This is a genomic window from Arthrobacter sp. NA-172 (assembly GCF_043952055.1).
Lineage (GTDB): Bacteria > Actinomycetota > Actinomycetes > Actinomycetales > Micrococcaceae > Arthrobacter.
Map to the genome: position 1 here is coordinate 346,630 of NZ_JBINOT010000001.1, position 21,064 is coordinate 367,693.

General features: G+C 63.5%; 16 protein-coding genes and 3 pseudogenes. 13 read left to right on the top strand and 6 right to left on the bottom strand.

What is annotated here, in order from left to right:
• The first annotated feature begins 17 nt into the window (after positions 1-17).
• The 5 genes from ACF0H6_RS01780 (at position 18) to ACF0H6_RS01800 (ending at position 7,576) form a co-directional block, all read left to right on the top strand.
• Entirely contained in the window at positions 18-767 is a 750-nt protein-coding gene (locus tag ACF0H6_RS01780) for an MIP/aquaporin family protein (protein WP_395248222.1), read from the top strand.
• A 61-nt stretch (positions 768-828) separates the two neighbouring features.
• The gene (glpK, locus tag ACF0H6_RS01785; protein WP_395248223.1) at positions 829-2,343 is read left to right on the top strand and encodes a glycerol kinase GlpK; all 1,515 of its coding nucleotides are present in this window, start codon (positions 829-831) and stop codon (positions 2,341-2,343) included.
• A 460-nt stretch (positions 2,344-2,803) separates the two neighbouring features.
• Positions 2,804-5,332, top strand: a complete 2,529-nt coding sequence (gene leuS / locus ACF0H6_RS01790; RefSeq protein WP_395248224.1) for a leucine--tRNA ligase — start codon at positions 2,804-2,806, stop codon at positions 5,330-5,332.
• A 56-nt stretch (positions 5,333-5,388) separates the two neighbouring features.
• Positions 5,389-6,459 carry a DegV family protein gene (locus ACF0H6_RS01795; protein WP_395248225.1) on the top strand — a complete coding sequence of 357 codons (1,071 nt, stop codon included), beginning with the start codon at positions 5,389-5,391 and terminating at the stop codon, positions 6,457-6,459.
• A gap of 109 nt (positions 6,460-6,568) precedes the next feature.
• The gene (locus tag ACF0H6_RS01800; protein WP_395248226.1) at positions 6,569-7,576 is read left to right on the top strand and encodes a helix-hairpin-helix domain-containing protein; all 1,008 of its coding nucleotides are present in this window, start codon (positions 6,569-6,571) and stop codon (positions 7,574-7,576) included.
• A gap of 271 nt (positions 7,577-7,847) precedes the next feature.
• Here the strand turns inward: ACF0H6_RS01800 and ACF0H6_RS01805 are convergent, their stop codons facing one another.
• A complete protein-coding gene (locus tag ACF0H6_RS01805) occupies positions 7,848-8,015 on the bottom strand; it encodes a hypothetical protein (RefSeq protein WP_395248227.1) in 168 nt (55 codons plus the stop codon).
• Between the two features lie 614 nt (positions 8,016-8,629).
• Here ACF0H6_RS01805 and ACF0H6_RS01810 point away from each other — a divergent pair.
• The 3 genes and pseudogenes from ACF0H6_RS01810 to holA form a co-directional block, all read left to right on the top strand.
• Positions 8,630-8,803, top strand: a pseudogene (locus ACF0H6_RS01810) (ComEC/Rec2 family competence protein); the annotation flags it as partial.
• 91 nt (positions 8,804-8,894) lie between these two features.
• The gene (locus ACF0H6_RS01815) at positions 8,895-9,620 is read left to right on the top strand and encodes a ComEC/Rec2 family competence protein (RefSeq protein ID WP_395249850.1); all 726 of its coding nucleotides are present in this window, start codon (positions 8,895-8,897) and stop codon (positions 9,618-9,620) included.
• On the top strand, positions 9,602-10,618 hold the full coding sequence (gene holA, locus ACF0H6_RS01820; RefSeq protein ID WP_395248228.1) for a DNA polymerase III subunit delta: 1,017 nt from the start codon (positions 9,602-9,604) through the stop codon (positions 10,616-10,618). Before ACF0H6_RS01815 ends, holA begins: the two co-directional genes overlap by 19 nt.
• A 381-nt stretch (positions 10,619-10,999) precedes the next feature.
• Here holA and rpsT read toward each other — a convergent pair whose 3' ends face one another.
• Both rpsT and ACF0H6_RS01830 read right to left on the bottom strand, forming a co-directional pair.
• On the bottom strand, positions 11,000-11,260 hold the full coding sequence (rpsT, locus tag ACF0H6_RS01825; protein ID WP_395248229.1) for a 30S ribosomal protein S20: 261 nt from the start codon (positions 11,258-11,260) through the stop codon (positions 11,000-11,002).
• 169 nt (positions 11,261-11,429) lie between these two features.
• Positions 11,430-11,963: a type II toxin-antitoxin system PemK/MazF family toxin gene (locus ACF0H6_RS01830; RefSeq protein ID WP_395248230.1), complete on the bottom strand. Its 534-nt coding sequence runs from the start codon at positions 11,961-11,963 to the stop codon at positions 11,430-11,432.
• A gap of 217 nt (positions 11,964-12,180) precedes the next feature.
• Between ACF0H6_RS01830 and lepA the strand changes: the two are divergent.
• Positions 12,181-14,035: pseudogene (lepA, locus tag ACF0H6_RS01835) on the top strand (translation elongation factor 4).
• A gap of 63 nt (positions 14,036-14,098) precedes the next feature.
• Positions 14,099-15,328, top strand: coding sequence for a radical SAM family heme chaperone HemW (gene hemW, locus ACF0H6_RS01840; RefSeq protein ID WP_395248231.1), 1,230 nt, complete (start codon positions 14,099-14,101; stop codon positions 15,326-15,328).
• A gap of 58 nt (positions 15,329-15,386) precedes the next feature.
• Here the strand turns inward: hemW and ACF0H6_RS01845 are convergent.
• Together ACF0H6_RS01845 and ACF0H6_RS01850 are read right to left on the bottom strand one after the other, a co-directional pair.
• Positions 15,387-15,802: pseudogene (locus ACF0H6_RS01845) on the bottom strand (DUF4870 domain-containing protein).
• A gap of 102 nt (positions 15,803-15,904) precedes the next feature.
• Entirely contained in the window at positions 15,905-16,771 is an 867-nt protein-coding gene (locus tag ACF0H6_RS01850; protein ID WP_395248232.1) for a DUF3097 domain-containing protein, read from the bottom strand.
• Between the two features lie 217 nt (positions 16,772-16,988).
• Here ACF0H6_RS01850 and hrcA point away from each other — a divergent pair, with 217 nt between their 5' ends.
• The 3 genes from hrcA (at position 16,989) to ACF0H6_RS01865 (ending at position 19,981) form a co-directional block, all read left to right on the top strand.
• Complete coding sequence (hrcA, locus tag ACF0H6_RS01855; RefSeq protein WP_395248233.1) at positions 16,989-18,002, top strand: heat-inducible transcriptional repressor HrcA; 1,014 nt, start codon at positions 16,989-16,991, stop codon at positions 18,000-18,002.
• A gap of 69 nt (positions 18,003-18,071) precedes the next feature.
• Positions 18,072-19,202, top strand: a complete 1,131-nt coding sequence (dnaJ, locus tag ACF0H6_RS01860) for a molecular chaperone DnaJ (protein ID WP_395248234.1) — start codon at positions 18,072-18,074, stop codon at positions 19,200-19,202.
• A 2-nt stretch (positions 19,203-19,204) separates the two neighbouring features.
• The gene (locus ACF0H6_RS01865; RefSeq protein WP_395248235.1) at positions 19,205-19,981 is read left to right on the top strand and encodes a 16S rRNA (uracil(1498)-N(3))-methyltransferase; all 777 of its coding nucleotides are present in this window, start codon (positions 19,205-19,207) and stop codon (positions 19,979-19,981) included.
• 22 nt (positions 19,982-20,003) lie between these two features.
• Here the strand turns inward: ACF0H6_RS01865 and ACF0H6_RS01870 are convergent, their stop codons facing one another.
• Positions 20,004-20,894 (bottom strand): GerMN domain-containing protein, encoded by an 891-nt coding sequence (locus tag ACF0H6_RS01870; protein WP_395249851.1) that lies wholly within the window; start codon positions 20,892-20,894, stop codon positions 20,004-20,006.
• Between the last annotated feature and the right edge of the window lie 170 nt (positions 20,895-21,064).

Sequence of the window (21,064 nt, forward strand, 5' to 3'; positions counted from 1 at the left end):
AATATGAGGAGTCAAAGATGTCTCTAGGAATTGTTTTCCTTTCCGAAGTGTTCGGAACCGGCATGCTTACCCTGCTTGGTTGTGGCGTTGTGGCCAACGTCGCACTCAAGGGCACAAAGGGTAACAACGGCGGGTTCCTGATGGTGAATTTTGGCTGGGGCATTGCCGTGTTTGCCGGCGTCTACGTGGCCGCTATGTCCGGCGCCCACCTGAACCCGGCAGTAACGCTTGGCTTGCTGGTTGACGGCAAAGCCGAATTCGCCCCAGGGGTAGCCGTGAGCGCGGCATCCACATTTACCTACTTCGGTGGAGAACTGCTTGGCGCTTTCCTTGGCGCCGTCTTTGCTTGGCTCGCCCACAAGCAGCATTTCGATGCCGAGCCTCTCGCGGCCAGCAAGCTCGCCGTGTTTTCGACGGGGCCGGCTATCCGCTCGTACCCCTGGAACGTCGTCACGGAAGTCATCGCCACCTTTGTACTGGTCTTCGTGATCCTGACTTTCGGCGGCACGCCTTCGGGCCTCGGACCGCTGGCGGTGGCTTTGCTCGTCGTCGGTATCGGCGCTTCCCTTGGCGGCCCCACCGGCTATGCCATCAACCCTGCCCGTGACCTTGGTCCGCGCATCGCCCACGCCATTCTGCCCATCAAGGGCAAAGGCTCCAGTGATTGGGCCTACGCCTGGGTTCCCGTGGTCGGCCCGCTCCTGGGCGGAACCATCGCGGGCCTCGTGGCCCACTCAGTTCCGATCATGGCAACCATCGCCAAGTAGTTCAACGCTCCGACACATAGCTCGCATCCGCACATAAGCAATCAGACAAGGACGTCACACAATGTCGCAATACGTCATCGCCATTGACCAGGGAACCACCAGCTCGCGTGCCATCGTGTTCGACCACTCGGGCAACATCGTCTCCACGGGCCAGATGGAGCACGAGCAAATCTTCCCCCAGGCCGGCTGGGTGGAGCACAACCCGGTGGAGATCTGGAACAACGTCAGGGAGGTCGTCGGTTCTGCGTTGTCCAAGGCCAACCTGACCCGGCACGACATCGCTGCCGTCGGCATCACCAACCAGCGCGAAACCGCCGTCGTGTGGGACAAGAACACGGGCGAGCCCATCTACAACGCGATCGTCTGGCAGGACACGCGCACACAGTCCATCGTCGATGAACTGGGCCAGGACGGCGGACCCGAGCGCTTCAAGCAGAAGGTCGGCCTGCCCTTGGCCACCTATTTCTCCGGCACCAAGATCAAGTGGATCCTGGACAACGTCGAAGGTGCGCGGGCCAAGGCTGAAGCCGGGGACCTCATCTTCGGCAACACTGACGCATGGGTCCTGTGGAACCTGACCGGCGGCGTCGACGGCGGCGTGCACGTCACGGATGTCACCAACGCCTCCCGCACCATGTTCATGGACCTGGAGACGCTGCAGTGGGACCAAGAGATCCTGGACGTCTTCGGCGTGCCGGCCTCGATGATGCCCGCCATCAAGTCCTCCTCCGAGGTCTACGGCACGGTGCACACCTCGCAGCTGCTGCGCGAAGTGCCCGTTGCAGGCATCTTGGGCGACCAGCAGGCAGCGACTTTCGGCCAGGCGGCGTTCCAGCCGGGAGAAGCCAAGAACACCTACGGCACAGGCTGCTTCCTGATCTTCAACACGGGCGAGGAGATCGTCCACTCGAAGAACGGCCTGCTGACCACGCTTGGTTACAAGCTGGGCGACGCCAAACCGCACTACGCGCTGGAAGGTTCCATCGCTGTCACCGGTTCTCTGATCCAGTGGCTCCGTGACAACATCGGAATGATCAGCTCCGCGCCCGAGGTGGAGACGCTGGCTGCCGGCGTCGAGGACAACGGCGGCGTCTACATCGTGCCCGCGTTCTCCGGCCTGTTCGCCCCGTACTGGCGCGCAGACGCCCGCGGAGCCATCGTGGGCCTGACCCGTTTCGCCAACAAGGGCCACATCGCCCGCGCAGCGCTGGAGGCCACGGCGTTCCAGACCCGCGAAGTGCTCGACGCCGTCAACGCGGACTCGGGCGTTCCGCTGACCGAGTTGAAGGTCGACGGCGGCATGGTCGCAAATGAGGCGCTCATGCAGTTCCAAGCGGACATCCTGGGCGTCCCCGTGGTCCGTCCTAAGGTCGTGGAAACCACCGCGCTGGGCGCTGCCTACGCGGCTGGCCTCGCCGTCGGCTTCTGGAAGGACCTTGGCGAACTCAGCGCCAACTGGAACGAGGACAAGCGCTGGGAGCCACAGCTTCCGGCCGAAGAGCAGGAGCGGCAGATGCGCCTGTGGAAGAAGGCCGTCACGAAGTCCATGGACTGGGTTGATGCGGACGTGAAGTAAGCCCAAGTTTGCCCTGAAAAGGGCCGGCTGGGTTAGGGGCCGCCACACCTGTTTCGAGGGAGGCGGCCTCTGCCCCGCCCGTCCCCAGCAGCTCCCAACGCTCGCAAGCTCGCGTCGGGGCCCTCGCTGCTGTGGGCCCATCGCGGTGCCCACCACACCCGGGCGAGGGGCCGCCTCCCTCGAACCGCGCGCAACTCACCGCGGGGAGTCCCCGGCTCCTTTTCTTTGCGTCCAACTGCTTTCGGCCGGCTGTCCAGTGTTACTTGGTGCGCTAGAGTAGGTTTTATGCGTGCGATCCTTCTGCTTAGCTAGCCGCCCGGTTTATGTCGATATTTGAACGTGGTTCGATATCGCGAACCGAGCGGCCGCCCCTCCTTGCCGAGGGGCTTTTGTGTGTCCGGGACCTTCCGGGGCCTGGAGCAGGAGGCAAAACCGTCATGGAGAACAGAAGAGGGCAGCAGTGAGCGTTCAGCCGGAGACCGAAACCGGAGCACAGTCAGCAGTGGCAGGCGAGACGCCCGAGGAGGGTGTCTACAGCTTCGCCTCGATGGAGGCCAAGTGGCCGGAAATCTGGGATGACCTCAAGGTCTTCACGCCTGTCGACGACGGATCCCGCGAGCGGCGCTACGTGCTGGATATGTTCCCCTACCCGTCCGGCGACCTCCACATGGGCCACGCCGAGGCTTTCGCCATGGGCGACGTCGTGGCGCGGTACCTGCGCCAGAAGGGGTTCGATGTCCTGCACCCCATCGGCTGGGACTCGTTCGGCTTGCCTGCCGAGAACGCCGCCATCAAGCGCAACGCCCACCCCAGCGAGTGGACTTATGCGAACATCGACACTCAGGCCGCGTCGTTCAAGCGCTATGCGATCTCTGCCGACTGGTCCCGCCGCCTGCACACTTCGGACCCCGAGTACTACCGATGGACGCAGTGGCTGTTCAAGCGCTTCTACGAGCGTGGACTGGCCTACCGCAAGGATTCCCCGGTCAACTGGTGCCCAAAGGACCTGACCGTCCTGGCGAACGAGCAAGTGGTCAACGGCGCTTGCGAACGCTGTGGCACCCTCGTCACCAAGAAGTCCCTGAACCAGTGGTACTTCAAGATCACCAATTACGCTGACCGACTGCTGGATGACATGTCCGAGCTGCAGGGCCACTGGCCGGAGCGCGTGCTGGCGATGCAGCGCAACTGGATCGGCCGCTCCGAGGGCGCGCACGTACGGTTCCGTATCGAGGCCACGGACGGCCGGGCAGAGCGCGAAGTCACTGTCTTCACCACCCGCCCGGACACCCTGTATGGGGCAACATTCTTCGTGGTTGCCGCGGACGCGCACCTGGCCTTGGACCTGGTCACGCCAGAACACCACGATTCGCTCATGGCCTACCGCGAAAGGGTCAAGGCCCTGTCCGACATCGAGCGCCAGTCCACCGAACGCGAGAAGACCGGTGTGTTCACCGGCCGCTACGCAGTCAATCCGCTCAACGGCGAAAAGCTGCCTGTGTGGGCCGCTGACTACGTACTTGCCGATTACGGCACGGGCGCCATCATGGCCGTTCCTGCACATGACCAGCGCGACCTCGACTTCGCCCGCGCGTTTGATCTGCCGGTGCGTCCCGTTCTGAACACCGGCGGGGAAGACCCTGTGGAAACAGGCGTTGCGACCGCTGGCGAGGGCACCTTGATGAACTCGGGGGAGCTGGATGGACTGTCCAAGGCCGAGGCGATCCCAACAGCCATCGAGATCCTGGAGAAACTGGGTACAGGGGAGAAGTTCGTCAACTTCCGCCTGCGCGACTGGCTCCTGAGCCGCCAGCGTTTCTGGGGTACGCCGATTCCCATCATTCACTGCGGCGAATGCGGCGAGGTGCCGGTACCTGATGACCAGTTGCCGGTTACGTTGCCTGAGGGTCTGCGCGGCGAGGCGCTGTCGCCGAGGGGCACCTCTCCGCTCGCTGCAGCGGCAGAGTGGGTCAACGTCGAGTGCCCGAACTGCGGACGCGCTGCCCAGCGCGACACAGACACGATGGACACGTTCGTGGACTCGTCCTGGTACTTCCTGCGCTTCGTCTCGCCCCACTACACCGAGGGCCCGTTTGATCCGGCCAAGATCAACGACTGGATGCCTGTAGGCCAGTATGTGGGCGGCGTTGAACACGCGATTCTTCACCTGCTCTACGCTCGCTTCTTCACCAAGGTCATCCACGATATGGGCCTGCTCGAGGCGGACGAGCCGTTCAGTGCCTTGCTCAACCAGGGACAAGTCCTCAATGGTGGCAAGGCCATGAGCAAGTCCCTCGGCAACGGTGTGGACCTTGGCGAGCAGCTGGACAAGTACGGCGTGGACGCCGTCCGGTTGACCATGGTCTTTGCGTCTCCGCCCGAGGACGACGTCGACTGGGCGGATGTTTCGCCGTCGGGATCCGCGAAGTTCCTCGCCAGGGCCTGGCGCCTTGGCCAGGACGTCACCAGCGAGCCCGGCGTCGACGTCTCTACCGGTGACCGTGCCCTGCGCACCGTCACACACAAGACCATCGCCGACGCCGCAGAGCTGTTGGACAACAACAAGTTCAACGTTGTGGTGGCCAAACTGATGGAACTGGTCAACGCGACCCGCAAGACCATTGATTCCGGTGCCGGCGGCGCAGATCCAGCCGTCCGTGAGGCAGTTGAGGCCGTAGCGGTCATCCTGAGCCTCTTCGCTCCGTACACGGCCGAGGATCTGTGGAACGTCCTCGGCCATCCGGCTTCCGTCGCAAACGCTGGTTGGCCTGCCCACGATCCTGCGCTTCTTGTCCAGGACACTGTGACGGCAGTCGTACAGGTCCAGGGCAAGGTCCGCGACCGCTTGGAGGTCTCACCGGACATCACGGAGGACGCGTTGCGCGAGCTCGCCCTGACCAGCGACAACGTGCAACGGGCACTCGATGGCCGCGGCATCCGCACGGTGATTGTGCGCGCACCTAAACTGGTCAACATCGTCCCGGCATAGCCGGGATCCTGGCCGCCGGTGTTTGCCGGCGGCCGGCCACCAGCCAGGAGGCACCGTTGACTGACCGCGAACCACCAGCATGGTTGTGGCTCAAGGAACGGTTGTCCCGCCTGCGCCAGTCCACGACGCCGGGCCGCGCCGGGGCTGAACTGCCGCCCGCGGTGGTGCGCACCGCCGTCGTCACTGACTCGGCGGCCGCACTTCCGGTCGAGTGGGTCAAGGCGTTCATTGCGGACGGGCGACTTGCTGTCGTACCGATGCCCGTCATGGTGGGTGAGGAAATCTATGGCGAGGGTGAAGACGACATTACCCAGACGCTCGCCTTGGCCTTGGCCGCCGGATCGTCGGTGAAGACTTCCCGACCGTCACCCGGCCAGTTTGAACAGGCCTATCTAGCTGCCCAGGAACGCGGCTTCGAAGCCGTCGTCTCCATCCATATTTCCGCCGGACTATCCGGCACCGCCGATGCCGCACGGCTGGCGGCGCACCGCGTTTCAATCCCCGTCGAGGTCCTTGACTCCCGCACTGTTGGAATGGCGCAGGGCATGGGTGTCCAAAGTGCGCTCGTCGCAGCAGCAGATGGTCAAACGGCTGCTGAAGTCCGCCGTTTTGCTGAGGAACGGTTGAGCCGCACCAAGGTCTACTTCTATGTGCCAAGCCTCGAACAGCTCCGGCGCGGCGGCCGAATCGGCACCGCCGCGTCCTGGCTCGGGGCCATGCTGTCCATCAAGCCGATCCTCGCGGTCGACGACGGCAAGATCGTACCGCTCGAGAGGGTGCGCTCGGCTGCCAAGGCCGTCGCCCGGCTTGAAGAAATCGTTGCGGCCGATGTTGCGGCCAGAGCGGTAGGACAGGCGCGGCTAGCCGTGCATCACTTCGGGAACCTCGCGGAAGCCGAACTACTCGCGTCGCGGCTGGGCGCGAACTGCCCGGAGTGCCCGCCGGCGCAAATCAGCGCGCTCCCTGCCGTGCTTGCCGCCCACGCAGGTCTCGGCGTTTTGGCCGTGGTTGTCGGGGAGAGCAGTACGCCTGGGTCCGGGGTCAACCCGGCTTCCCGAGCTGGTGCTGCTAGCGCAGGTGATTCACGCGGACGTAGCCCTGTCCGTGCCGACGACAGCCCCCTTTAAACCTCCTGCGGGCAGACTAATCCTCCACAAGGCCGCCTGTTGAAGGCGTTTTCCACATACTGTCGATGCCGTCTGCTGCGGCGGGTTGGGCGGTCCTAGGCTCGAAAGTATGCCACGCAGGAACGGTGCCGCCTCAGTCAACGACGCCGCGAATGCAGCACGCCAGCGTTTTGTAGATCGCCTTGCGCCGCCTTTAGACGACTCTGGCACGGGCGCGGAGATGGATGAGGCCGATTCGGATGAGGCCGGTTCGGATGAGGCCGTGTCGCACGGAGCTGCTCAGCGTGGAACTGTCTTGGGACCTACCGCGCAGGGCGGGGTAGATCGGGGTCAGAACAACAACCCCGAGCCCTTGCTGCCTTTGCTTAAGGGCGCGGCTGGCGCGCCCGGCTCCGCCGACTCCGACGTGGAGTCAGGCCTTTTCAGCGAGTCAGGGGTTCACACCCGGCTTCGCTGGCGCACGCCTTGGCGGGTGGCGGTCTTGCTGACGGTTCCGTGCCTGCTGTTGTTGTTGTGGTTCGGTTGGCAGTCGTGGACGGCTCAGCCCACTGTCGAGCCCTTGGTGCGCAGTTCCTCGGCCAGAGGAACGGTGAGCGACAGTCCTAGCAACGACGGCGCGGGCCAGGGGAGCGGCATCGACGGCTCCGGGAGTAACGGAGGCGGAGTGGGCCAGCTGACGGTCCATGTCGCCGGTGCCGTGAAGAATCCCGGGATCGTCCGATTACCCGCGGGAGCGCGGGTGGTTGACGCGATCGCCGCCGCTGGCGGTGCAGAGCCCGGCGCCCAGCTGGACAGCCTCAACCTTGCCGCCGTGGTGGAAGACGCCGCGAAGATCCACGTTCCGCGGATAGGGGAGGCGGTTCCCGGACCCGACGGCGGAGTTTCCGGCGGCGGGGCAGCTGCCCGCGGCGGCAAGCCCGCCGGTGGCAAGGTCAATCTCAATACTGCGACCGCGGAGGAACTTGATGCCCTGCCCAAAGTTGGTCCAGTCCTGGCCAAACGCATCGTGGAGTGGCGGCAGCAGCACGGTCCGTTTGCGGCAGTGGAGGACCTCGACGCCGTGGACGGCGTCGGTCCGAAGATGATGGAAGCGTTGCTGTCCCTGGTGACGGTCTGACATGGCCGGGCTTGGCGCGTGGAAGGACGTCGTGCACAAAAGACCTGTTCGGATGATCCGTGATCGCGCATGAACGGAGGTCGAACGGTAACCGCCCCAGGAGCGGTGACTTCGGAGCGCAGGAACGCCCAGCAGGGGAGCAGCCGCATAGATCTCCGGCTGGTCCCGTCTGCCATCGTCACATGGGCCGTTTCGGTTTCCGCGGCTTATCTGCCGTGGTCCTGGACCGTGGGCATCTGCACGGGTCTGTGTCTTGCTTCAGGCCTCATGCTCACTGTCTGGCGTCGGCTCGCCCCGGACCGTCGACTTTCCCGACAGAGACGGCTAACCCTGCAGCGTCAACCAGCACCTCGGGGTCAACGAGCAACTCGGGGGCAACCAGCACGTCGGGAGCAATCAAACCATCAGCCGCACCCAGGACATAGATACGTGAACGCACGGGAGAGCGCCGTCGTGCGTTCGCGTCTGAGAACCCTTCCCGCCACTTTGGCTGTTGCCTGCTTGTTTGGGGCAGCTGCCGCGGCCCATGCCGCAACGGATGCCGGGCCGCGCCAGGACGGCCCGGTAGCTGAGGCAGCAGAGTCGCGCGATCCGGTTGTCATCCATGTGCTGGTTGTCGGAGATCCGCGCGAACTGGGCGCCGATTCACTCGGATCCGGGAGGTGGGCTGTTCCCGCCGAAGTGATCGATTTTGCCTCCGACGGCCTCCTGATCCGTTCCCGCTCAAGAATTCTGCTGACCGGAGGAGAAGGCTGGGAGCACGTTGTACCGGGGCAGGAAGTCAGAACTGCGGGAAAGCTGAAGCCACCCAAAGCAGGGCAGGCCGAGGCCGCCGTTCTCGCAGCCGCGACTCCTCCGATGCCGCCTGACGCGCGGCGCACATCGGAAGTCGGGAACAGCCCGAGGACGGGAATCGACGTCCCCGCAGGTCCGGCCGGGCTGAAGAGGGAATTCAGCAACGCAGCCAAATGGTTGCAGGGCGACGCAGCCGGCCTCCTGCCTGGAATGGTCACGGGAGACACCACGGGCCTGGACGAAAGCCTGGAAGCAGTCATGAAGACCACCGGGACCACTCACCTCACGGCCGTCAGCGGCGCAAATTGCAGCCTCATTCTTGGCGGACTGGTGCTTCTTGCCAGGACTTTGAGGCTAGCCAGGGGAGTCGCCGCAATCGCAGCCCTCCTTGGCTTGGCAGCTTTCGTCATGATGGTGGGACCGGATGCGAGTGTCTTGAGGGCGGCAGTCATGGGTGCAATCGGCCTCGTGGCCCTCAGCGCGGGACGGCGCGGCCGGAGCCCTGGGCTTTCTGTGCCTCGCCGTGATTGTCTTGCTGATCATCGATCCGTCACTCGGTGTGAGCATCGGCTTTCTCTTGTCCGTCCTCGCCACCCTCGGAATAGTCCTCTTGGCAAGGCCCATGGCATCGTGGGCGCCAGCATGGGTGCCTTCGTGGCTTGCTACGGCGATTGCCGTTCCATTGTCAGCCCAGCTCTTGTGCAGCCCCGTCATCGTTGCCCTGCAACCCCAATTCTCCAGTTACTCATTGCTGACGAACGTTGCTGTAGCCCCGTTCGTCGCGCCGGTGACGATCCTCGGGACCCTTGCGGTTCCCTTCGTTTCACCGTTTCCTTGGTTGGCAGCGTTCCCCATAGCGGTTGCCGGGGCAAGCGCAGGAATGGTGGCCGCAATCGCGAGATTTTTCGCGGGGCTTCCAGGATCGGCCTTGCCTTGGCCTGAAGGCCCTATGGGAGTTGCCACCATGCTTCTCTGGTCGGTCGTGACCATTCTCTTGGTGTGGCTTGTCTTCCATCCAACGTGGGCGGGTTGCGCCGGGCTGGCTTTGCACCGTCGCTTGGTGCTCTTCATCGGAACTGCCGAGTCAGCGGTCCATCGGCGATGGACCAACTGTCATACCCCGGGCTTGGGGATAGAGAACAGGCGACCTTCGGGTTTGACGGTCACCACCCGGGACGCCGGACGTGGGAGACTGGGACTCTGCAAAAACCCTTCTGGAAGGAAGCAACGTTGGCTGCTGCCCAGGTGACCAAGGCCAAAAGCTCCGCGGTAAACACCGTCAGCTGGCGGGACGTCGTCCCATCCGCCGTAGTGCTTATTACGGGCCCGGAGGAGTACCTCGGAATCCGCGCCATGGATAGGATCCGTTCCCAGGTCCGGGCCGTTGCGCCAGACGTCGAGATCAGCAAGCTCAGCGCCGCCAGCTACGAGTCCGGTTCCCTCGCGATGACTGTCACGCCGTCGTTGTTCGACGAGTCCAAGCTCATCGAGATCGAGGGCCTGGAGTCCATGAACGATGCGTTCCTTGCCGATACTTTGGCCTACCTCGCAAAGCCGGAGAACGACGTCGTTCTGGTCCTTCGTCACGGCGGCGGGGTGCGGGGCAAGAAGCTCCTGGATGCCATCAAGTCTTCCGGATGGCCCGTGGTGGACTGCCAGCCCTTGAAAAAGGATGCCGAGAAGACTGCGTTCGTGGTCACGGAATTCAAGGCAGGCGGCCGCCGTATAGAAGGCGAGGCTGTTCAAGCGCTCGTCAACGCGGTGGGTGCCAGCCTGTCGGAACTCGCGGCAGCGTGCAATCAACTCATCGCTGATGCAACGACCGCAGTAGACGCAGCCACGGTGGAGCGCTATTACGGTGGTCGGGTGGAAGCCACTGCATTCAAGGTTGCGGACGCCGCCATGGCCGGCAACGGACCGCTGGCCCTGTCCAGTCTCCGGCATGCCCTCGCCACCGGGGTCGACCCTGTTCCGTTGGTCGCCGCGCTGGCCTCGAAGCTCCGCACCCTTGCCAAGGTCGCAGGTGCACAGGGCTCGTCAGCCCAGATCGCCAAACAGCTCGGAATGCAGCCTTGGCTGGTGGAACAAGCGCAACGCGACGTGCGGCGTTGGACTCCTGAAGGCCTGATCCGCTCCATCCAGGTCACGGCTGAGGCAGATGCCCAGGTCAAAGGCCTGTCGCGGGACCCGGTATACGCCGTGGAGCACGCCGTCACGGTCATCGCCACCTCGGCCCGCGGCCGCTGAACCGGACAATCCAAACGTCCGAGTTGCAGGAAAGACTCTAAGCCCGACCCGGCCCCGGCCCTCTCACGACCCCCAATTTTCTTGGCGATGCGCATAATTACTGACGCGCCCGGAATTCCCCGTGCGCCAGTCGTTTCCCCGTGCGCCAGTCGTTTTCCCGTGCGCCAGTCGTTTTCCGTGGCGCAGGATCGGACCCGCGTCGCCAGTCCACCCCCGGTGCGCCAGTCCGCCCCCGGTGCGCCAGTCCACCCCCGCGTCGCCAGCCCACCCCCGTGGCGCAGGATCGGACCCGCGTCGCCAGTCCACCCCCGCATTAAAACCCTGAGGCCGGCACCCATCGGGTGCCGGCCTCACGTTCAGCTCAGTCGAACTGGATAAACCTTAGAGTGCGTTGACCTTTTTGGAGATCGCCGACTTGCGGTTTGCGGCGTTGTTCTTGTGAATAACGCCCTTGCTGACAGCCTTGTCCAGCTTGCGGCCGGCAGCAACAAGAGCCTTTGCAGCAGCTTCCTTGTCCGTGGACTCAACGGCGGTGGCAACGGCGCGGATGGCCGTCTTCAGCTCAGACTTGACAGCGTTGTTACGCAGGCGAGCCTTCTCGTTGGTGAGGATGCGCTTCTTCTGGGACTTGATATTAGCCACGTGTGTGAACTCTCTTTTTAATGCGGAAATGGTCTAGAGGGTTTCAGGTTGGCCATCGACTGAGCGGCGTGGGGATGCCTATGGCAGCCAACCATGAGTGGCCGTCGACCTGCACGGACACACAGCCATAAATATTATCAGACTTGGCCCTTTTTCGGGGATTCGCCGTTTATGCCGAATTGTGTCGGCCATTCACCCGCTGCACCACGAGCTGGAAAGTACGTCGATCCAGCACTGCACCCTCGCGTCGCACGTCGGCCGGATTGATGCGCACCACGCGGTCCACCTTGACCTCGCTGGGCCGGCCCTGCGCGTCCCAAGCTCCGGTTCCGATGTCGATGTAGTCGTCCGAGTGGAGGCCGTTATCGTGGTCTTTGCTCGTCAGCATGAGCCCCAGCAGCCACCCGCCGTCGCGCCCTATCAGAAGAACCGGCCGGTCCTTGCCTTGCGAATGGTCCTCTTCATAGGGCACCCAGGACCAAACAATCTCCCCGGGATCCGCTTTGCCGTCCGGATTGGGGGAGTACCGCGGAGACACAGGACCGCGGAAGTCGCCCGGATACGGCCGGGAAAGCTGCCCGACGCCGGCGCTTGGGTTCCGGGTCCGGCCAGACCGGGTATCTGCGGGAGATCCGATGATTCGGCGAAGGTATTCCCAGGAGCCTTTGATGAGCCTGCCGAGCAAGTGTCTGTCTGATGCCATGCCACCACCGTACTTTCCATCTGCGGGGAGTGCCGTCATTCGGTGTGTCCGGAGCACTACACACTGCGCCCGATCACCATGCAGGCCGCCCACGAGAGGAATGCACAAGCGGTGTCTGGTTCATGGGAGACTATAGGTTCAGATATGCGGCATCGGCCGGAACGGTTCAGACCAGTCCGGGACGGGGCCGTGTGAGTATCGACAGTAAGGATCCTGCGTGTCTCCCATGGCCCGCACCGCACCGGTGCCCGCCGCGACAGATCCGGCCATCATCCGGAACTTCTGCATCATCGCGCACATTGACCACGGTAAATCCACCTTGGCTGACCGCATGTTGCAGTACACCGGCGTCGTTAAGTCCCGCGACATGAAAGCCCAGTATCTGGACCGCATGGATATTGAACGCGAGCGTGGCATCACCATCAAGTCCCAGGCTGTACGCATGCCCTGGGAACTTGACGGCACCAGCTACGCCCTGAACATGATCGATACCCCAGGCCACGTTGACTTCACGTATGAGGTCTCCCGATCCCTCGCAGCTTGTGAAGGCGCAATTCTCCTGGTGGATGCGGCACAGGGCATCGAAGCGCAGACTCTCGCCAACCTCTACCTGGCGATGGAGAACAACCTCACCATCATCCCGGTCCTCAACAAGATCGATCTTCCGGCTGCGCAGCCCGAAAAGTACGCGGCGGAACTCGCCAACCTGATCGGCGGCGACCCGGAGGAGGTTTTGCGCGTGTCCGGCAAGACCGGGATGGGCGTGGAGGCCCTGCTGGACAAGATCGTCCGCGACCTTCCGGCTCCTGTCGGCGACCCCAACGCTCCCGCCCGCGCCATGATCTTCGACTCTGTGTATGACACATACCGCGGCGTGGTCACCTATGTCCGCGTGGTGGATGGCATGTTGCACCCGCGCGAGCGAATCCAGATGATGTCCACCCGCGCAACCCACGAGCTCCTGGAGATCGGCGTCAGCGCCCCGGAGCCCACTCCTTCCAAGGGACTGGGCGTGGGCGAGGTCGGCTATTTGATCACTGGTGTGAAAGACGTCCGCCAGTCGAAGGTCGGCGACACTGTCACCAACCTGGCCAAGCCTGCTTCGGAATCACTTGCCGGCTACGCCGATGCCAAGCCGATGGTCTTCTCCGGCCTGTATCCCTTGGACGGCACGGACTACCCGGTGCTCCGCGATGCGCTGGAGAAGCTGATGCTCAACGACGCGGCGCTGGTCTATGAACCGGAAACGTCTGCCGCCCTTGGCTTCGGCTTCCGTGTGGGCTTCCTGGGCCTCCTGCACTTGGAAATCACCCGTGAGCGCCTTGAGCGCGAATACAACCTAGACCTCATCTCCACCGCTCCCAACGTGGAGTACGAGGTCACGCTGGAAGATAAGCGAGTCATCCACGTGACCAACCCCAGCGAATACCCCACGGGCAAGATCGGCGAGGTGCGTGAACCCATGGTTTCCGCCACCATCCGTGGCTCCCAATGAGTTTGTTGGCGCCATCATGGAGCTGTGCCAGAGCCGGCGCGGCGTGATGGGTGGCATGGACTACCTCTCCGAGGACCGGGTGGAAATCCGGTATCGCCTGCCATTGGCCGAGATCGTCTTCGATTTCTTCGACATCCTGAAGTCCAAGACCCGTGGCTACGGATCACTGGACTGGAAGGCCGACGGCGAGCAGGTTGCTGACTTGGTCAAGGTTGACATCATGCTCCAGGGTGAGCAGGTTGACGCTTTCAGTGCCATCACACACCGTGACAAGGCATACGCCTACGGCGTCATGATGACCGGCAAGCTGCGCGAACTTATTCCGCGCCAGCAGTTCGAGGTGCCCATCCAGGCTGCCATCGGCTCGCGCATCATTGCCCGTGAGAGCATCCGCGCGATCCGCAAGGACGTTCTTGCCAAGTGCTACGGCGGTGACATCACCCGTAAGCGCAAACTTCTGGAAAAGCAGAAGGAAGGCAAGAAGCGCATGAAGATGGTGGGGCGCGTCGAAGTTCCGCAGGAAGCGTTCATCGCAGCCCTGACCACGGACGAATCCAAGGACAAGGCCAAGAAGTAATGGGCCTGCTCGCCCAAACCCTAAGTGCCCACGGCGCGTCGGCGCGGGTGCCTGGGGGATCTCGTGCCTAGCGTGCTTCCGCTCGGCGACCCGGCACCTGCGGACGGCCTGTTGCCGCCGCAGGTGCTCGACGGCGTCGAGTCGCGCAAATTTGGACTGTATGTGCACATACCCTTCTGCGCCGTGCGCTGCGGGTACTGCGATTTCAATACGTACACGGCCACCGAACTCGGCGGCGGTGCTTCCCAGGACGCCTACGCGTCTACTGCTATTTCGGAAGTGGAGTTCGCCGTCGGGGCCATGGAAGCCTCCGGGCTGCCGAAGCGTCCGCTCAGTACGGTGTTTTTCGGAGGCGGCACACCGACGTTGCTGCCCGCGGAGGACCTTGCGCGCATCCTGACTGCCGCCGTCGGGCACTGGGGCCTTGAGGCCGGCGCGGAAGTCACTACCGAAGCGAACCCGGATTCCGTGACGCCGGAGTCCCTCCAGCTGCTCGCCGACGCCGGCTTTACGCGGATTTCCTTCGGCATGCAGTCGGCTGTCCCTCACGTGCTCAAGGTCCTGGACCGCACCCACACGCCAAGCCGTGTCCCGCAAGTGGTCCAATGGGCGCGCGACGCCGGCCTCGCCGTGAGCCTCGACCTCATCTACGGCACTCCCGGAGAGTCCATGGCTGATTGGCAGACCTCCCTTGAGACTGCGCTTTCCTACGATCCGGACCACATCAGTGCCTATGCGCTGATCGTGGAAGAAGGCACCAAGCTGGCGGCCCAGATTCGGCGCGGAGAAGTTCCCGGAATCGACGACGACGATCACGCTGCCAAGTACGAGCTCGCCGATCAGCTCATTAGCGCAGCGGGGCTGGAGTGGTACGAGGTCAGCAACTGGTCACGAACCCCCGATCAAGCCTGCAAACACAACCTTGCCTACTGGCGGGGAGACGATTGGTGGGGGATCGGACCAGGCGCGCACTCCCACATGGGCGGAGTCCGCTGGTGGAACGTAAAGCACCCCACCGCCTATGCCAAGCGGCTCGGCGACGGTGTTTCTCCCGCCGCCGGACGGGAAACCCTCGACGCCGGAACCCGGGAAGTTGAACGCATCATGCTGGAGGCGCGCCTCGGCACCGGACTTGAGGTCGGCGCGCTCGACAAGGTGGGCCGCCACGCAGTGGCAGGTCTCATTGCGGACGGTCTGGTGGAGCCTGCAGCGGCCTTCCAAGGACGGCTGGTTCTGACCCTCAAGGGCCGTTTGCTGGCTGACGCCGTGGTCCGCCGCATTCTGCCCGACTAGGGTCCAAGCCTCTCGAAGGGCAACGTCAGGCGACGGGGCCTGAGGCCCCGCGCCCTCGCTATTTGATCCAGCGCAAGTTGAAGCGGTAGCGGTGCGGTTGCCCGTGGTTGACGCGGATACCCGCAGAGACGGAGAAGCACGTGACCGCCACCCAGATTGCCGTTGCCAGCGACCGGCGAACAGATTCCCCACCGCAGGCAGCAATACCAGCACATTCGCGAGTACCGCAGCAATCGTCGGGGGCAGGGTGAAGTTCAGGGCTTCCCTGGATTCCTGCGCCGTGAACGGGCCACGTTCGCGGAAGATCAGGTAGATCAGAAGCGAAGGCACGCAGCCAAGAATTCCGCCGAAATGCGCCAAAGTCGCCCATTGCCGGTCTTCCGTTGCCGTCAAGGGCATCGCATTGGCAGGAACGCCGTGGTACTGGGACTGGCCCGAGGAGCCATCCCGTTCGTCAGGAGCGTTGTCTGCCACTGTATCTTCCTTCGAGTGTCTATCGGTTCGGTGTTGCTGTCTCAGAATACTTGCTCGGCAGAAGATCGGCAGACCAAGCACCCTGCCTGCGGTAGGGATTCGTCACGGCACGGTCAGGAAATCAATGACTTCTTCCACTCGTCCGAGCAAGGATGGATCCAAATCCGCATAGCTGCGAACGGCGCCAAGAAGCTTCTGCCAGCCCAGCCCAATGTCCTCTGCAGTCTCGTGCGGCCAACCGAACGACTTCAGGATGCCGGTTTTCCAATCGGTGCCACGGGCGATGGTGGGCCACTGCTCGATCCCCAGGACCTTCGGGCGGATCGCCTGCCAGACGTCCACGTAGGGATGGCCCACGATCAGGACGTTCCCGGCCGCGCCGGGAAGCGTCATGGCGTCAGCGGCAATCCGTGATTCTTTTGAGTCCGGTACCAAGTGGTCAACGAGAATTCCGAGCCTGCGGCCCGGCCCGGGGGAGAACTCGGCAATTGCCGCTTTGAGATCGTCCACGCCATGCAGGGGTTCGACGACGATGCCCTCCACCCGGAGGTCGTCTCCCCAGACCTTCTCCACGAGTTCGGCGTCGTGCTTTCCTTCCACCCAGATCCGGCTTGCCTTCGCGACCTGGGCACGCTGCCCGGTGACCCGGACGGATCCCGACGCCGTCCGGCCGGCTTGCGCAGCGCCCGCGCCACCCGTCGTGCCCGCCGCACGAGGTGCAGGCGGAAGGAGCTTCACAGGTTGGCCATCCAGCAGGAATCCAAAGCCAAGCCGGAAGGACTTACTCTTTCCTCGCCGGTCCTCGAGCACCACAATGTGCATGCCTCCGGACTTTTCGACCCTGGTCACGGCGCCGACCCAACCGGACTGGACATCTTCCAGGACCATTCCGCGCTCCACGGGCACCTCGGGTAGCTGCCGTTTGGCGGGCGAGGAAAGGTCTTGGGGGCCCCAATTGTCGTAAGACACAGTCTTCACTCCACTTTGCGCTAGGGGGATGGATGACGGTCCTGGGCATTCCGCCGGACCGCGCGGGAATCATGTTCGCCGCGAGCGGTACCAATGCTAACAACGAGGTGGCTCATACTAGACTTGTTGGCACTTGGGCATGTTGAGTGCTAACTATTGAAAACTATGTAGTTAGGCCTAGGTCGTTGAACATCGGGCTGTTGAAGGGAGGTGGGCAGTGAGCGAGCCACGCAAGCTTGAAGTGTTGCGGGCCATCGTGGAGGACTATGTTCACTCCCGCGAACCCGTCGGCTCCAAAGCCCTTGTCGAGCGGCACCACTTGGGGGTGTCCAGCGCCACTATCCGCAACGACATGGCGCTTCTGGAAGAAGAAGGCCTCATCGTCGCCCCGCACACCAGTGCCGGCCGCATCCCCACGGACAAGGGATATCGCCTGTTCGTTGACCGTATTTCCGAGGTGAAGCCGCTTTCTGCTGCTGAGCGCCGGGCCATTCACTCCCTCCTTGAAGGACCGGACGACGTCGAGGACATCCTCGAGCGCACAGTGCGGCTCTTGTCCCAGCTCACCAACCAAGTCGCTGTGGTCCAGTACCCGCACGTGAGCCGCGCCCGCGTGCGGCACATTGAGTTTGTCCTTTTGGCACCGCGTCAGGTCTTGGTGGTATTGATCGCCGATACCGGCAAGGTGGAGCAAGGTGTGGTGCATGCGGGGGCGGATGCCACCGACGAGGAGCTCATGGCCTTGCGCGCCCGTTTCCTCACAAGCATTGCCGCCTCGCAGCTTGACCTCATGCCGCAAGTCCTCCCTTCAGTCGTTGCCCTGTGCCCGCCGGCGCTTCGGAACCTCGCAGGCGTCCTTGCGCACGGCTTGGAGCGGCTAGCCGACAGGACCAGGGACGAGCGCATGGTCATGGCAGGCACAGCCAACCTCGCCCGCTCCAATGTGGATTTCCCGCTCAGCATCGGCCCGGTTCTCGAAGCGCTTGAAGAGCAAGTGGTCATGTTGCGCCTGCTCTCGGACATGGCGGAGGACCCCCGGGGAGTCACCGTGAGCATCGGCCGCGAGAATCCCTACGACGGGCTCTCGGAAGCATCCGTGGTCGCCACCGGTTATGGTCCCGGCAGCAACGCCAAGATCGGCATTCTTGGTCCCACGCGGATGGACTATCCGAACACCATGGCGGCCGTCCGGGCCGTCGCACGCTACCTTTCCCGCATTCTGGGCGGATGACAGCCACGGCTGGAAACCCGTCTCGCAAGAAACGCAGTTTAACCGTAAAACAAGGAAGAGATACCGACTTTGAGCAGTCACTATGACGTTCTGGGCGTCTCGTCGGAAGCAACCGGCGAGGAGATCAAGAAGGCCTACCGCAAGCTCGCCCGCAAGCTGCACCCCGATGTGAACCCCGGAGAAGGCGCCGCGGAAGAGTTCAAAGCCGTGACCCACGCCTACGAGGTCCTCTCTGATCCCCAGAAGCGACGTATTTACGACGCCACGGGCAATGAGAACGGTACCGACAACGGCTTCGGCGGAGGCTACGCAGGCCAGGGGTTTGCCTTCCAGGACATTTTCGACACCTTCTTCGGCGGAGGCAGCGGCGGCATGCATGGCCCCGCATCACGCATGCGCCGCGGCCAGGACGCCCTGATCAGCGTCCGCATCGATTTGCGCGATGCCGTTTTCGGCGTCAACAAGAAGCTGGAAGTGGACACCGCGGTCACCTGCCCGACGTGCGAAGGAACGTGCTGCCGCGCGGGCACCCACCCGGAGCGCTGCGACATCTGCGGCGGCTCGGGCCAGGTCCAGCGCGCAGTCCGCTCCATTCTTGGCCAGGTCATGACGGCAGCTCCATGTGGATCCTGCGAGGGTTTCGGTTCGGTCATCAAAGATCCTTGCAATGAATGCAACGGCCAGGGGCGTATCCGCAGCCGCCGCTCGCTGACCGTCAAGGTGCCCGGGGGCGTGGCCACTGGCACACGGATACAGTTGTCGTCCCAGGGCGAGGCAGGTCCCGCCGGCGGCCCTCCCGGCGACCTCTACGTGGAGATCCGGGTCAACAACGATTCGACCTACCTTCGTGAAGGCGACGACCTTCATGCAACACTGAGCGTTCCCATGACAGCCGCGGCACTTGGTACCGAACTGCAGCTCGAGACCTTTGACGGATCCCAGGAGATCGACGTCAAGGCCGGTACCCAGTCCGGCGAAGTCATCACCTTGCGTGGGTTGGGCGTCACCCATCTCCGCGGATATGGGCGTGGAGACCTCAAGGTGCACTTGCATGTTGAGACCCCCGGCAAGATCGACGCCGCACAGGAGGAATTGCTCCGCCAGCTGGCCAAATTGCGCGGCGAGCAGTTCACCGAGGGCAAACTCGTAGCCAGCGGTGGCATGTTCGCGAAGCTGCGGGACAAGCTCGGTAACCTGTAGCGGTGAGTAACCCCGTATTCTTCACGGCCCCAGGCACGCTCGACGGACTGGGGCCGGGTGACACGTTCGTGCTCGACGGCGCGGAGGCCAGGCACGCTGTCACAGTCAAGCGCCTCGAGCCGGGCGAAGCAGTGGACATTGCCGACGGCGCCGGAAAGCGGCTCACGGGAACTGTGACCGGATCCGGACAGGGAACCCTGACAGTTCTTACCGCCCAGATCATGGAGGAGCACCAGCCCGCTGTGCGGCTCGTCCTGGTCCAGGCCCTCGCCAAGGGGGACCGGGACGAGCTTGCCGTCGAGACGGCAACGGAACTCGGCATCGACGCCGTCGTGCCCTGGCAAGCGGAACGATCCATCGTCCGCTGGAAAGGCGAGCGGGCAGCCAAAGCCCATGCGAAGTGGCGATCGGTGGCCACAGCTGCCGCCAAACAGGCCAGGCGCGCGTGGATTCCCGAAGTTCGTGCCGCCGTCGACGGTTCCGGCCTCGCGGCGGCAATTGCCGCGGCCGATCTTGCGATCATCCTGCACGAGGACGCAAAGCGCCCGCTGCGGGATGTGCTTGAGAATTGGCAGCATCAACTCTCCGCCGAGGACTCCAGAGCGGAAGGCGAAGTCCTGCTCATTGTGGGTCCGGAAGGCGGCATTTCGCCGCGCGAAGTCACCAAACTCAGCGATGCCGGAGCCGTCACCGCCCTCTTGGGGCACCACGTGCTTCGCTCATCGACGGCGGGACCGGCCGCTGTGGTGCTGGCCAGCGACATTTTGGGCCGCTGGTAGGAAAATCGCCGGACGGACCCGGCTAGCGGACGTTGAAAGAGCGCGTGTCCGTGGCGATGTCGTTGCCGTTGGGTCCCACTTGCGAAACCCGCAATTCGTAGCGGCCAGCCCCAAGCCCTACCGTGAGGTTGAAGGCCCCGCCTTGGTCTGGAACCGTTGAAGCAGTGGTCTGGCCTGTCAGGTAGGACGTCTTATCGCCGTTTGAGTTCTCCCGAAGGATCTGCCAATGCAGTTTCTTCGAGGGGTCCGTGCTTCGCCCGTTGAACTTGATGGGGCCGGCGGGCAGGGCGACATCCTCTTGAGGGTCAATGATCCAGACGGGTGCCACCATGGCAGCGTCGCGGACCATGGGATCGCCTAGTTTGACCTGTCCGAACGCCTTGTAGCCCGTGTGTCCGTCCACCAGGATGGTCACCATGATCTGCTGTCCGGAGTCAATCAGGCCAGAACTCGCGGCAGCCGCGGTTGCTGTGTAAACAAGTTGCTGGACCGCTCGCTGGGCCATTCCGCCGTCGAGGTTTGAATTGAACGCGTCCCGGGAAATATCAACCGTGACCGTATTTTTGCCGGTAATCGTGGTGGCCAGGCTGTTCGGGTTTTGCCACGGTGTGAAGAAATCGTGATCCAGCGGCTTCTGGGACATCATGATCCGCAGGGCCGTGGTGATGGGGTTCTCGTTGCCGGAATTGTCGCGGAATTCGCGGTACAGAAAAATGTCCGTATCGCTTCGGCCGATCCAGTACACCGGGATCTTGTTCGAGGCCTGTGTTGTTTCAAGCGGAGCATTGCTGGCCGGAGCGGCCTGCAATGCGGCGGTGGGCGTGGGGACCGGCGTGGTTGTTGATCCCTGTCCGGAATAGTCAGCGACACAGCCCGTAAGCAGTAAGGCAGCCGTCAGCGCGGTCACAAGCATGGCGGAGCGTTTCCGCTTGCTGGTGCCGTGTGGAATGCCGGCTGGCCTGGTGATAGTCGGATCCTGTTCGTCTTCGCCGCCGGGGCGCGTGTGAATAGCGTGCCCGATGGCCGGGCACGGGGCATTTTTGCCCATAAATCAGCTTGTCATAGTCTTCCCGGCCCCTGTCG